The 12,833-nt window shown below is 41.3% G+C and carries 10 protein-coding genes and 2 tRNA genes; 3 read left to right on the top strand and 9 right to left on the bottom strand.

Annotated features, from left to right (window positions below; all coding sequences use genetic code 11):
* The first annotated feature begins 126 nt into the window (after nucleotides 1-126).
* The gene (locus tag FE394_RS15870) at nucleotides 127-1,059 is read left to right on the top strand and encodes a L,D-transpeptidase family protein (RefSeq protein WP_319927332.1); all 933 of its coding nucleotides are present in this window, start codon (nucleotides 127-129) and stop codon (nucleotides 1,057-1,059) included.
* 103 nt (nucleotides 1,060-1,162) lie between these two features.
* On the opposite strand, the gene FE394_RS15865 is transcribed toward FE394_RS15870, so the two are convergent.
* The 5 genes from FE394_RS15865 to FE394_RS15845 all read right to left on the bottom strand — a co-directional run bounded on the left by FE394_RS15865 (nucleotide 1,163) and on the right by FE394_RS15845 (nucleotide 5,665).
* Nucleotides 1,163-1,399 (bottom strand): major outer membrane lipoprotein, encoded by a 237-nt coding sequence (locus tag FE394_RS15865; protein ID WP_319927331.1) that lies wholly within the window; start codon nucleotides 1,397-1,399, stop codon nucleotides 1,163-1,165.
* 620 nt (nucleotides 1,400-2,019) lie between these two features.
* A complete protein-coding gene (gene pykF / locus FE394_RS15860) occupies nucleotides 2,020-3,429 on the bottom strand; it encodes a pyruvate kinase PykF (RefSeq protein WP_319927330.1) in 1,410 nt (469 codons plus the stop codon).
* Nucleotides 3,430-3,937: 508 nt separating this feature from the next.
* Nucleotides 3,938-4,014 (bottom strand) — tRNA-Val (locus FE394_RS15855).
* A 32-nt stretch (nucleotides 4,015-4,046) separates the two neighbouring features.
* A tRNA-Val gene (locus FE394_RS15850) sits at nucleotides 4,047-4,123 on the bottom strand.
* Nucleotides 4,124-4,294: 171 nt separating this feature from the next.
* Nucleotides 4,295-5,665, bottom strand: a complete 1,371-nt coding sequence (locus FE394_RS15845) for an MATE family efflux transporter (protein ID WP_319927329.1) — start codon at nucleotides 5,663-5,665, stop codon at nucleotides 4,295-4,297.
* A gap of 434 nt (nucleotides 5,666-6,099) precedes the next feature.
* On the opposite strand from FE394_RS15845, the gene FE394_RS15840 reads away from it, so the two are divergent.
* Nucleotides 6,100-6,744 (top strand): riboflavin synthase subunit alpha, encoded by a 645-nt coding sequence (locus FE394_RS15840; RefSeq protein ID WP_319927328.1) that lies wholly within the window; start codon nucleotides 6,100-6,102, stop codon nucleotides 6,742-6,744.
* A 113-nt stretch (nucleotides 6,745-6,857) separates the two neighbouring features.
* Here FE394_RS15840 and cfa read toward each other — a convergent pair whose 3' ends face one another.
* Nucleotides 6,858-8,009: a cyclopropane fatty acyl phospholipid synthase gene (cfa, locus tag FE394_RS15835; RefSeq protein WP_319927327.1), complete on the bottom strand. Its 1,152-nt coding sequence runs from the start codon at nucleotides 8,007-8,009 to the stop codon at nucleotides 6,858-6,860.
* A 315-nt stretch (nucleotides 8,010-8,324) separates the two neighbouring features.
* Complete coding sequence (gene punC / locus FE394_RS15830; protein ID WP_319927326.1) at nucleotides 8,325-9,506, bottom strand: purine nucleoside transporter PunC; 1,182 nt, start codon at nucleotides 9,504-9,506, stop codon at nucleotides 8,325-8,327.
* Nucleotides 9,507-9,629: 123 nt separating this feature from the next.
* Here punC and punR point away from each other — a divergent pair, with 123 nt between their 5' ends.
* Nucleotides 9,630-10,538, top strand: a complete 909-nt coding sequence (punR, locus tag FE394_RS15825; protein ID WP_319927325.1) for a DNA-binding transcriptional activator PunR — start codon at nucleotides 9,630-9,632, stop codon at nucleotides 10,536-10,538.
* Between the two features lie 3 nt (nucleotides 10,539-10,541).
* On the opposite strand, the gene purR is transcribed toward punR, so the two are convergent.
* Nucleotides 10,542-11,567, bottom strand: coding sequence for an HTH-type transcriptional repressor PurR (gene purR, locus FE394_RS15820; RefSeq protein ID WP_319927324.1), 1,026 nt, complete (start codon nucleotides 11,565-11,567; stop codon nucleotides 10,542-10,544).
* A gap of 478 nt (nucleotides 11,568-12,045) precedes the next feature.
* Nucleotides 12,046-12,624, bottom strand: coding sequence for a superoxide dismutase [Fe] (gene sodB, locus FE394_RS15815; RefSeq protein WP_319927323.1), 579 nt, complete (start codon nucleotides 12,622-12,624; stop codon nucleotides 12,046-12,048).
* Between the last annotated feature and the right edge of the window lie 209 nt (nucleotides 12,625-12,833).

Here is a 12,833-nt window from a genome sequence, read left to right as displayed (position 1 = left end):
TATTCCTGCCAGTATCTGGCTGGCGGGAATGACTTGATATAGTTCGCCGTGAATGGGATAGAATAGTCGCGCAAAGTAGGCTATTAATTAACCATAAACTTTCAAGTATCATTTCAGGGAGCATGTATGAAGCGATTTTTAACTTTTATTGGCATGTTCTTGATTGGCATCTTATCGTTTGGTGGATTGGCTAATATTGCCCGCGCTATCGAGTATCCACTGCCACCTGCCAACAGTCGCCTGCTTGGAGAGAATTCAACTTATATTGTATCTGATGATGGCCTTTCGTTGGAATTCATTGCAGCCAAATACCAAATAGGTTTATTGGCAATGCTGGAAGCTAATCCGGGGGTCGATCCGTATTTACCCGAAGCGGGAACGGAGCTCATTATTCCATCACAAATGTTGCTTCCTGATACTCCTCGTCAGGGTATTGTTATCAATCTGGCAGAACTCAGGCTCTATTATTTTCCCAATGGGAAAAAGCATGTCATCGTATACCCTATCGGGATAGGTCAGCTTGGACGCAATACGCCAACAATGACAACGTCTGTGAGCCAGCTTATCAAGAATCCGACATGGACACCAACCACCAATATCCGCAAAGATTACGCCAGTCGTGGAATTACTTTACCTGCTGTGATGCCGGCAGGGCCAGATAACCCAATGGGAGACTTTGCCTTGCGCTTGGCGGCTGGGCGTGGTGAATATCTGATCCATGGTACAAATGCGAATTTTGGTATTGGTATGCGAGTCAGTTCGGGATGCATTCGTTTACGGCCTGATGATATTGAGGATCTGTTCAGCAACGTTCCCCGTGGAACCCGCGTCCAGATCATTAATGAGCCTGTGAAATACGCAGTGGAACCTGATGGTAAACGTTATGTGGAAGTTCACCAACCACTCTCTAGAAAAGAAACTGATGATCCACAAAGTATGCCAATCCAGCGCTCTGAAGGGTTGATGAAGTTCATTGAGGAGCGAGAAACGGATGAAACTCTTGTCGATAAAGCGCTTATTCGCCGTTCAGGAATGCCGGTATTGGTCAATAAAGGTTAGTGTATTTAGTGTTGCGGTATCGTTTACGGTTTTGGGGAATTAATTAGATTCAGGCCATAAAAATGGCGTACTGTGTACGCCATTTTTGTTACTTTTAACAAGTTTATTTCTTGTATGTACGAACTTGGTTATTGAGGCGTTGATTTGCACGAGCAGCTTCGTCTTTGGCTGACTGTACATCAGAGCGAATAGAACTGAGGTCATTGCTCAGCTGGTCAACTTTAGAACCCAGAGTTTGAACCTGAGAGGCCAATTGCTCAACTTTAGTCGCGCTTGAACAACCTGCTAACAGAGTAGAAGCCAGAATTACTGCACCAAATACAACTTTAGTACGATTCATCACAATACCCTCTAGATTAAGTTAATCTCCAAGTAGCCATCTAAGTATTACACAAACTATTTTAGAAAGAGAATAAATTTTTTCTATGAAAAAACTCTACTATCTCAAAATAAACCAATAATTTTTGGATTGCAGCAATAAAATGATAGAAGAATGGACGATTTAACCAGAACAGCACTAATTGCTACGTGATGTGTATTCCAGTTTTGCTATTTCAATATAATCACCCGAAAGCACATATTTCTATTTATTGTAACAGTAAGTGAGCGGTTGAATTATTATCAATAAATTGATGGGAATCATTGCGATATAGAAAATACTGGCCTTAAACATAAATGAAGGAAATTAATAAAGTATTCTTGTAGTAAGCATCTTTATGCAAGGGAGATAGAATAAATTATGTTGCAGTTGCCAGTTTGAGATTTTTTAAAATCCCAATTTTAAATTGGGGAATTTATCTGACCTGATTGTATATAGGTTGTAAAATTTACCATGAAGATGGTACGCCGTAGAAATATAAACAGGCCCATTTTATACTTGATAAATATGGGCCTTATCCATGATTAACAGTACTGCCCAAGATTAGGCAGCGCTGAATTCATGGTTCAAAATACCGGGGATTAAAGCACGTGAACAGAAGAGGTATTTGTTGTACCACTTGGCACCAGTGCGCCGGATACCATGACAACGATGTCACCTTGATGTGCCATGCCACTTGCCAGAGCAGCTTCTTTACCAATACGGTAAAAATCATCAGTAGACGCGATTTCTTTAACAATCTGAGTGGAAACACCTTTAACCAACAGTAACTGACGGGCAGTTATTTCATTAGTAGTCAAAGCAAGAATTGATGCGTTAGGGAAATACTTGCGGATAGAACGTGCAGATTTACCGCCATAAGTTGCCACTACGATCAGTGGTGCGTCCAGTTTTTCAGCAATTTCAACAGCACCACGGCTGACCGCTTCGGTAACGCGCAGTTTCTGGGTTTTGGTATTTTCAATTCGGCTATTCATAACGCGGTCTGTGCGTTCACAAATAGTTGCCATAATAGAAACGGCTTCAACAGGATATTTCCCTTTAGCACTTTCACCGGAAAGCATCACTGCATCAGTGCCGTCTAAAATTGCGTTAGCAACGTCACCAGCTTCAGCGCGGGTAGGGCGTGGATTTTTGATCATGGAATCGAGCATTTGAGTTGCAGTGATAACAACTTTACGGGCTGCGTTACATTTTTCGATCATCATTTTTTGTGCGAAGATAACTTCTTCTACCGGGATTTCAACACCCAGATCGCCACGAGCAACCATGATACCGTCTGATGCTTCCAGAATCTCATCGAAATTATTCAGACCTTCCTGATTTTCGATTTTGGAAATGATTTGAATATGCTCGCCGCCATGAGCTTTCAAGTGCTCACGAATTTCCAGTACATCGGCGCGTTTGCGGATAAAGGATGCAGCGATAAAATCTACACCTTGCTCACAACCGAATACCAAATCTTGTTTATCTTTTTCTGCTAATGCTGGCAGGTTGATGGAAACATTTGGCAGATTAACGCCTTTATTTTCACCTAAATCACCGTTGTTCAATACTTCACAGATGACTTCGGTTGCTGTGATGTCTTTGACGGTCATGGCTATCAAACCATCATCGACCAATACGGTGTTGCCTGGTGCCAGATCTTCTGGCAGTCCTGAATAAGTGACGGCGACACGATCTTGGTTACCAATAACAGATTTATCTGTAGTAAAGGTAAAAGTCTGACCCGCAGTGAGGGAGACGTCATTACCATCTTCCAGTTTCATGGTGCGGATTTCAGGGCCTTTAGTATCCAGTAGAATTGCTGCTTTTTTGCCTGATTTCGCTGTGACCGAGCGAATATTTTTAATACGCTGACCATGTTCTTCGTAGTCACCGTGAGAAAAATTCAGACGCATTACATTCATGCCTGCATTGAGCAAGTCGGTCAATTTATTTTCGGATTCTGTTTTCGGCCCGATAGTACAAACAATTTTGGTTTTTTTCATGACAATCTATCTACTGGTTTTGTGGATTAAAGGAGTGAATTGCCAACCATTGTTGGATATACGCCAGCATCATCTGGTGTTATAAGTTGCGCAACATAATGGAAAACGGGTGGCAGAAAGCGTTAAATGGTTTTTTGTGTGTGAAGTCAGGTACGTGCAAACATGTGGACTTGATTCGACTAATCATCTGTAATTTTTTCTGAGTTCGGTAAATCAATTGGCTGAAACCATTCAACTTATGACGTGACAGCATTATAGAGACTAATTTCTGTGAAATGAATCAAAAAAACGGTTCTTGAAAAGATTTATAGATAGCAAGGGGAAAATAATCTTAATGATGTTAAAGAAATCAGGGGGTTGTTGCGCAAATAGGGAATAATTGATTTTTTAGTACATTGAATTAATTGATTGTCAATTAGCCAATAAAAGCAGATGCAAGAATAAATTGCAGTAAGGAAATAAACAGTTTAACGAGGGATTTGAAGATAAAAAGAGATTTTTTGATTTATGGTGCGTCCGAGTGGACTCGAACCACCGACCCCCACCATGTCAAGGTGGTGCTCTAACCAACTGAGCTACGGACGCACATAAGATTTTTTTGATGCCAACCTGATATTTGGTGCGTCCGAGTGGACTCGAACCACCGACCCCCACCATGTCAAGGTGGTGCTCTAACCAACTGAGCTACGGACGCAATCTAAATTTCTGTGGTTGACAACGGGGACGAATATTAACGATCGCTGAGCTTTCTGGCAAGGGGAAAAATACAAATTCTTATTCAACTGCTCGCATTTACATCTCTTAGCGTGAATTTGCAGCTTTTCCCCTTGAATTAAAATCTATTGAATATAAATGACCTGAATTATCAAGTGGAACGTTTCAGGACCAAATGAGCCGACTGTTTTTGTGTCCAGAAAATTCGATAGCCAATCATTAACGCCGCTGCGGTTAAACCAATAATGAATCCAATCCAGAAGCCCTGTGGTCCCATTGGCTCAGTAACATAATCAGTCAGCGCCAAAATATAACCACTAGGCAGTCCTAAACCCCAATAAGAGATGAAAGTGATAACAAAGATAGAACGAGTATCTTTATACCCACGTAAAACTCCCGACCCGATAACCTGAACGGCATCAGAAAGTTGATAAATGGCTGCAAACAGCATCAGGTGTGAGGCTAAAATGACCACTTCAGGATTATCGTTATACATAAATGCGATTTTCTCGCGGAACAATATCGTGAAAGTGGCTGTAATACAGGCAATGATTAAACCAACAGCAATACTGGTATAAGCAGCTACCTTGGCACCTTCGGTGGATTGCTGACCAAGGCTATAGCCAACTCGAATAGTTGCTGCGATCCCCAATGACAGCGGGAACATAAACATCATTGAGCTGAAGTTGAGTGATATCTGGTGTCCGGCAACGGCAACAACCCCAAGCGGGGAAACCAACAATGAAACAACAGCAAAAAGTGTAACCTCAAAGAACATTGCCAGAGCAATAGGTAAGCCGAGCAGAAAAATACGTTTTTGTGTATACCATTCAGGGCTGGAAAAGTTATTAAATGTTTGAATATCCCTCTGGGAAGGAGAATGTTTCACATATGCAAATAATAACAGGAACATGACCCAGTAGACTGTTGCCGTTGCAACACCGCAGCCTACTCCACCCAATTCCGGCGCACCAAATTTACCGTAAATGAAGATGTAGTTAATGGGAATATTGACTAATAATCCAGCAATGCCGATTAACATCCCGGGCTTGGTTTTTGATAGTCCTTCACATTGACCGCGCAAAACCTGAAAGAACAAATAACCGGGAGCTCCCCACATAATGGCGTGGATAAAACGCGTCGCTTTTTCCGCCAATACAGGATCGATATTATGTTGTGCTTCGATAATAAATCGGCTGTTATACAACACTGCGATAATGAGGATTGAAAGGAAAGTTGCGAGCCAGAATCCTTGTTGAATTTGACCTGCGACATTTTTTCTTTGGCCGGAGCCATTCATGTGTGCAACGATTGGTGTTAAAGCAAGTAATAACCCCTGACCGAATAAAATAGTCGGTAACCAGATTGATGTACCAACGGCAACCGCTGACATCTCAACAGCACCAGCTTTACCAGCCATGACTGTATCGACAAACCCCATCGCAGTTTGTGAAAATTGTGCAATTATGACGGGAATTCCCAGAGCGAGCAAACTACGCGCTTCATTTAAATATTTCTGCACGTACTACACCTTTTTTGATTGAAAATTAACTAGAAGAATGAAGGATATTTCTGCGAGCAAACGATGTTAATAATAAATGTATCGCTTATAAGCTTTCGTATTGTATAGGACTCATTTTATTAATCAAATCGCTGCTCTGTGCTTATACTCAAAAATCAGGGGGAATCGCCATCCCCCCGGGAGCATAGACTGAGTTACTTTAAAGAGCCATTCACAGATAATGTTTGATGCAGACACCGGATTTGTTCACTTTGATCAACCCCCGAAGTCCTGAGCAGTGAATGGTAGATAAAAACGTCGATTAAATTGAATTTTTAATAACTAAACCGGTATTTGTTGGGTCAAGCAGGGATTTACATTCAACTGAAATAGTGTGTAAACGCGATGGGTGGGTTAAACTAACTTGTTATGTGCAAAATATGAAAGAGGTTCCCATGTTTACAGGTATCGTTCAGGGAAAAGCACCGATCGTTGCTATTAATGAAAAAATGCATTTTCGAACTCATGTTGTTAAATTTCCGGCTGAATTATTACCCGGAATTGAAACAGGGGCTTCTGTTTCCCACAATGGTTGTTGTTTAACTGTGACGAAGATAGATGACGACTTAGTTAGTTTTGATTTGATGAAAGAAACGCTGCGTCTGACCAATCTGGGTGACCTTAAGGTTGGTGATATTGTTAATCTGGAAAGGGCTGCTAAATTTGGTGATGAGATCGGCGGGCATTTGATGTCCGGTCATGTTATTACAACAGCCGAAATTGCCAAGATATTTACTTCAGAAAATAACCATGAAATTTGGTTCCGAATTCACGATAAGCAATTGATGAAATATATCCTGCATAAAGGGTTTATTGGCATTGATGGTATCAGCCTGACTGTTGGCGATGTAGTGAACAATCGTTTCTGTGTGCATTTGATCCCGGAAACATTGGAGCGTACAACTCTGGGTAAAAAGCGTTTAGGACAAAAGGTTAACATTGAGATTGATCCACAAACTCAAGCGATTGTAGATACCGTTGAACGGGTCATGGCACAGAAAGAGCAGGAAAAGTTACTGTTACAGACTGAGGAACAATAAAAATTTTGCCAAGTTATGGTAAAAATTTTTATGAAAAAGGCATTCAATAGGATGCGAAAGCTACAGAAATGTGATTTCTGTAGCTTTGGGTTCTCTATTCGTAGAGCGATTTATTATCTCGGTACTCTCAATCCCTTATCAATCCCTTGCGGACTGAACACAACTTGCCATAGCTGAATATCCCTTGCACGAAATGCACCCGCGCAGGCATTCAGGTAATAACTGAACATCCGTTTAAAGCGTGGGCTATAGTTATGCTCTATTTCGTGCCAGCTTGCTATGAATCGTTCATACCATGCCATCAGTGTTTTGTCGTAATCGGCACCAAAATTGTGCCAATCTTCCATAACAAATTTTCCATTACTTGCTTTGGCAATTTTTGAAATTGATGGTAAGCAACCGTTGGGGAAAATGTACTTGCTGATCCATGAGTCGACACCAGTTTTATCACGATTGGAACCGATAGTATGGAGAAGGAATAGACCGTCAGGCTTCAGATTTTTTTTCACTATATCAAAATAATTGGCATAATTTTTAGGGCCAACGTGTTCAAACATACCGACAGAAACAACGCGATCAAATTGGAGATTCAGGGTTCGGTAATCTTCAAGGATAATTTTTACATCCAGATTTTTACAGCGCTCTTGGGCATATTTTTGTTGCTCGGCTGAAATTGTTAACCCTGTGACAGATACACCGTAGTTTTTAGCAGCATAAGAGGCTAATCCTCCCCATCCACAGCCAATATCCAATAAAGTCATACCTGGAGATAACTGTAATTTTTCGCAAATCAGGCGGAGTTTATGGGATTGAGCTTCTTCCAACGTATCTGTGTCTTTCCAGTAACCACAGGAATATTGCATATAAGGGTCAAGCATTCGGGTAAAAAGATCATTACCCAAATCATAGTGTTCTTCGCCGACAATCCAGGCCCGTTTTTGGGATTGTAAATTAAATATGCGAGAGATAAGTATTTTTAAAATATCTCTAATATTTTTAGGAATACGATATTCCAAACCTGCCCGTAATACTTTATGGAAGAAAATATCAAGCCGATCACATTCCCACCAACCATCCATATAACTTTCACCCAGCCCCAGAGAGCCTTCTTTCAACACTCTTTTATAGAAGTCGGGGTTTTTGATGCGTATATCGAAAGGGCGCTTGCCGTTGATTTCAATATCAGCTTCCTGAAGTAATTCATGGACGATCCTATGCCAAGAATCAGTTATTGTTTTTTTATCTTCAACGAAAGATGAACTCATATACTCTCCAACAATTGTGTGATGGAATTTTGAGGCGTCACTTTGTAGCTGATTTTTATTATGTTAAAACCATGAAGGTTTATTTGGAAATGAAACAGAAATTATAAAAAAGCATTTATTGCCTATTCATCCTGAAATCAAATAGGGCCTCAGTGCCCTGAATAACCTCAAATTCCGAATTTTTAGAATAATGAATCTGTATGAGTATATGATTGAAATAATATTTAAACAATAATCTAAAGGCTACATTATCTGCAACCTTTAGATAATAATGTTCTTAATTATTATTTTTTTGAGAAACCATTTGATTTATGTTTAGCCAATTTTTCCGACATTTTTCTTCTGTAACCAATAACCTAACGCCATAGGGATAACAGTAGAAACCATAATGGTTGTCGTGGATAAGAGCGGATATTTCATAAATATAGAAACTATCATGCTGGCAATAAAACAAAGACCTAATTGAAGGGAGTTTTGCAATGCAGCAGCCTTACCGCTGTCCTTAGGATAAACGGAGAGTGCATTTGCCACGGCGATTGGATAGGATGCGCCGTTCATTGCAGCCATAAAGCAAAAAGGAACGAGAATAGCCATAAATGAAGGCTCCCCGAAGATGGAAAGCAAGTAAATGGCAATCATGCTGACAGCATAACCTACCAGCAAAAATGGGAATACCGTCTCACTTTTCACTTTCTCCAATAAGATGCGGCAACCATACCCGCCGATCATAAATGCCAGAGTTTGAGGAATATAGCTCAGACCAATATCGGTTGGGTCATAACCCATGTTCTTCAAAATAGTGGGTGAACCTGTTAACCAGGCAAAAAAACCAGCACTGCAAGAAGCATAGATCAATACATTTCCGTTAAAAACAGGGGAGTTGAGTAATGTAAAGAAAGAAATTGTCTTCTTATCGGTGTTGGTTTCGATACAACGCTTTTTATTTGTCAGGACCAGTGTTGGCAGCAACAGTAGGAGTGTCACTATCATTAAAACAAGGAAGATGATTCTCCAACCTGTATGTGACAACAACCATGCGCCCAATAAAGGTGCGAGGGCGGGGGAAAGCGCGACCAGAGGCATAATCATCGCAAAAACCCGTTTAGCGCGTTCTGCATCATACCGATCAACGACCAAAGCCTGCCATGAAACCGCAGCAGAACAGACACCAACAGCCTGAATGAACCTCAGCACAAGCAACTGTGTGGCATCAGTTATCCAGAGCATCCCTAAACAGCTAATGGAAAACAGAGACAATCCGATAATAAGAACAGGTTTTCTTCCTAAGTGGTCAGATAATTGTCCCCATAACAGTTGGGCAAAAGCAAAACCAGCAAGAAAAATACTGAGACTCGCACTAATGGCATTTTCTGATGTACCTAATTCTGCTCTCATGGCACCAAAAGCAGGTAGGTACATATCGATGGCCAAATAACCGAGCATACTCAGCCCGGCGAGATAAAACATGAATGAAATTGAGTTTTTATTGTTTGTCATTGTGTCAATAAATCGGTGTGGTAATTGATAAGGAAGTCATCGGCTTATTCTATATGGCATGTTTTTTACTTGTGAAACGGTAATATTTGCAACATGCTGTGAAAAAAATTGAAAGGAAGATTTATGTGGTCTGAATACTCTCTGGAAGTCGTTGATGCCGTTGCCAGAACAGGAAGTTTCAGTTCGGCAGCATCAGAACTTCATCGCGTACCTTCTGCTATCAGCTATACGGTAAAACAACTTGAAGAATGGTTAGCGGTTCCGCTATTTGAACGTCGTCATCGTGATGTGGATTTAACTGAAGCAGGCGCTATTTTTGTCAAGGAAGCTCGTTCTGTTATCAAAAAAATGAATCACACCAGACATCTATGCCAGCAAGTTGCTAACGGCTGGCGGGGACAATTTAGTATCGCGGTTGATCAAGTTGTAAAGCCTGAGCGGACTCTCCGGTTAATTCTGGATTTTTATCGACATTTTCCCGACATAGAATTGTTTATCTATCCTGAAGTTTTCAATGGCGTCTGGGATGCGCTAGTAGATGGGCGGGTAGATCTGGCTATTGGCGCAACACGTGCTTCGCCCGTCGGTGAACGATATAGTTTCAGGGATATGGGGTTTATGCCTTGGTTATGTGTAGCCAGTCCTGAGCATGATTTGGTGAGGATAGCGGAAAAATTAAATGACGACCAAATGCGACCTTATCCCAGTCTGTGTCTTGAGGATACATCACGTAATTTACCTAAGCGCAATACATGGGCTGTGGATAACCAAAGGCGATTGGTCGTTCCCGATTGGGATGCCGGTTTGAATTGCCTCATGGATGGATTGTGCGTGGGAATGGTGCCTGAGCACCGGGCACTACCACTCATCCGTAAAGGCAAACTGACCACACTCGAACTCGAACAACCATTACCTGATAGTCCATGTTGCTTGGCTTGGTCACAAAAAAGCCATTCTCCAGCATTAAGTTGGTTGCTTGATTATCTCGGAGATAGAGAAACACTTAATGCTGAATGGTTACAAGAAAATTAACGATTAACGGCGATAGTCAATAAATGGTCCATCTGCGACAGAGCGTCGCTCAACGAGACGTGGGTGGACTTCAATAGTCTGTGCATCCTCACGTTTATTGACTATTCTGTCCAATAACATTGAAAAGGCCATTTGTCCCAAACGTTCTTTGGGCTGGTGGATGGTTGTTAAGGCTGGTGTAAAGTAGCGGGCATTACGGATATTGTCATAACCAATGATAGAAATATCTTGTGGAACACGTAATCCTAGCTCATCAGCCGCACAAATCGCACCCATTGCCATGACATCCCCACCGCAAAAAACCGCAGTAGGACGATGTTTCTGGTTCAGGATCTTACACATAGCTTGATAACCGGATTCCGGTTCAAAATCACCCTGAACTATCCACTCATCCCGAATGGCAATATTGCCTTCTTTCAGCGCCTTGAGAAAACCTTGGTGACGCCCGCCCCCGGTATTTCTGGCTAATGGCCCAGGAATAGCCGCAATATCCCGATGACCGCGTTCAATAAGATAGCGACCAGCTAGGTAACCACCATGAAAAGCGTTATCAATAATTGCATCGGTAAAATCTCCTCTGGATTCTCCCCAATCCATAACCACCATGGGAATATTGCGGTAGTCTTCCAGCATCCCCAAAAGTTGCTCCGGGTATTCTGAACACATTACCAGCAAACCATCTACGCGCTTTTGCGCCAACATGGCGAGATAAGCTTTTTGTTTATCGGGATCGTTATGAGAATTACATAAAATTAGTGTATAGCCTTTGCTGTAGCAGCTATTTTCAACAGATTCTATGATTTCAGCAAAATAAGGGGCTTCACTTGATGTCGCCAGCAATCCGATAGATTTAGTATGGTTAACTTTCAAACTACGGGCAACGGCGCTGGGTGAATAATTCAGTTCTTTAATGGCCGCCCAAACTGCGGTCTTTGTATCTTCGGCGACGAAACGGGTTTTATTGATAACATGGGATACGGTTGTGGTTGAAACACCAGCGCGTTTAGCCACATCTTTAATCGTTGCCATGATAAAAAGGACTCCTGACCTTATGGTCTAAATTTACAGATCTTTGTTAGTTGTTTGCCAGTATAGTTATATATGGGAGGGCAACTGGCAATAATTTAACGATAAACCCTGAATTTTGTCTGATCTAGCGCAAAAGTGAAAGTAATAATCGATGCTATAAAGTATATGTATCAAATATCACAGTGCGATACTTAATCATCATGATGAATAATCACTTAAAATTTATGGTATCGCTGAAGCTTAACTTTCACTTGAGGATGTTCTATGGATACAGATCTTAAATTGGGGTTATTGACTGCCTGTAGTGCATTAATAATGATTGTTTTTTTGGGGAGTCTTTGTCTGATCTAACCAAGATCCAGAAAAAGAATTGAAGTGTATACTGGCCTGATTCAAGGGCAGATTTCCGATATTCATGCATTCCTGAATGGGAAAACCTGCCCTTTGTTATTTAAAATTGGCGCGAGAATTTATCTCATTAAGCCAGATTTTTTTCAACGAATTCCCAGTTGACCAGAGCCCAGAAGTGCTCCAGATATTGAGGACGTGCATTGCGATAATCGATGTAATACGCGTGTTCCCATACGTCAACGGTCAGAACTGGTTTATCTTCGCCAGTCAATGGAGTTGCTGCGTTGGAAGTATTGGCGATAGCCAGGCTGCCGTCAGTTTTCTTGACCAGCCATGTCCAACCAGAACCGAAGTTCTTCAGGGCTGCGTCAGTAAACTGCTGTTTGAACTCAGCAAAAGAACCGAAAGCACTGTTGATAGCATCTGCTACTCTTCCAGTTGGTTCGCCACCACCATTTGGTGACAGGCTGTGCCAATAAAAAGTATGGTTCCAGACTTGTGCTGCGTTATTGAAGATACCGCCTTCAGATGTTTTGATGATTTCTTCCAGGGATTTTCCGGAAAATTCAGTATCTTTAACCAGATTATTCAGGTTTACAACGTAAGTGTTGTGATGTTTTCCGTAGTGATATTCTAGAGTTTCTGCAGAAATGTGTGGTTCCAAGGCATCTTTGGCATAAGGTAATGCTGGTAATTCGAAAGACATTGCATGCTCCTTTTTAATATCGGGTTTTGGCTCTGCAAACCATTCACTAAGTAAGAGATTAATTCATGGACAGAGCAAATTTAAGTTTATTATCATGTTGCTATTTTGGTAATTATCTTAACAACTTTTCTGATAAATTACAGAGGAAAAGATGCTATTTAGCGGCGATATGGCGTAGAAATGCACTTTAATCCAGAATAAATACCAAT

The organism is Xenorhabdus littoralis (assembly GCF_033949345.1).
Lineage (GTDB): Bacteria > Pseudomonadota > Gammaproteobacteria > Enterobacterales > Enterobacteriaceae > Xenorhabdus > Xenorhabdus littoralis.
The sequence above is the reverse complement of the archived record's forward strand: the minus strand, read 5'-3'. Positions and strand labels throughout refer to the sequence as shown.

What these genes read in the sequence shown, in the direction of transcription:
- FE394_RS15870 (WP_319927332.1), top strand. Translation starts at nt 127, where the DNA reads ATGAAGCGATTTTTAACTTTTATTGGCATGTTCTTGATTGGCATCTTA.
- FE394_RS15865 (WP_319927331.1), bottom strand. Translation starts at nt 1,399, where the DNA reads ATGAATCGTACTAAAGTTGTATTTGGTGCAGTAATTCTGGCTTCTACT.
- pykF (WP_319927330.1), bottom strand. Translation starts at nt 3,429, where the DNA reads ATGAAAAAAACCAAAATTGTTTGTACTATCGGGCCGAAAACAGAATCC.
- FE394_RS15840 (WP_319927328.1), top strand. Translation starts at nt 6,100, where the DNA reads ATGTTTACAGGTATCGTTCAGGGAAAAGCACCGATCGTTGCTATTAAT.
- cfa (WP_319927327.1), bottom strand. Translation starts at nt 8,009, where the DNA reads ATGAGTTCATCTTTCGTTGAAGATAAAAAAACAATAACTGATTCTTGG.
- punC (WP_319927326.1), bottom strand. Translation starts at nt 9,506, where the DNA reads ATGACAAACAATAAAAACTCAATTTCATTCATGTTTTATCTCGCCGGG.
- punR (WP_319927325.1), top strand. Translation starts at nt 9,630, where the DNA reads ATGTGGTCTGAATACTCTCTGGAAGTCGTTGATGCCGTTGCCAGAACA.
- purR (WP_319927324.1), bottom strand. Translation starts at nt 11,567, where the DNA reads ATGGCAACGATTAAAGATGTGGCTAAACGCGCTGGTGTTTCAACCACA.
- sodB (WP_319927323.1), bottom strand. Translation starts at nt 12,624, where the DNA reads ATGTCTTTCGAATTACCAGCATTACCTTATGCCAAAGATGCCTTGGAA.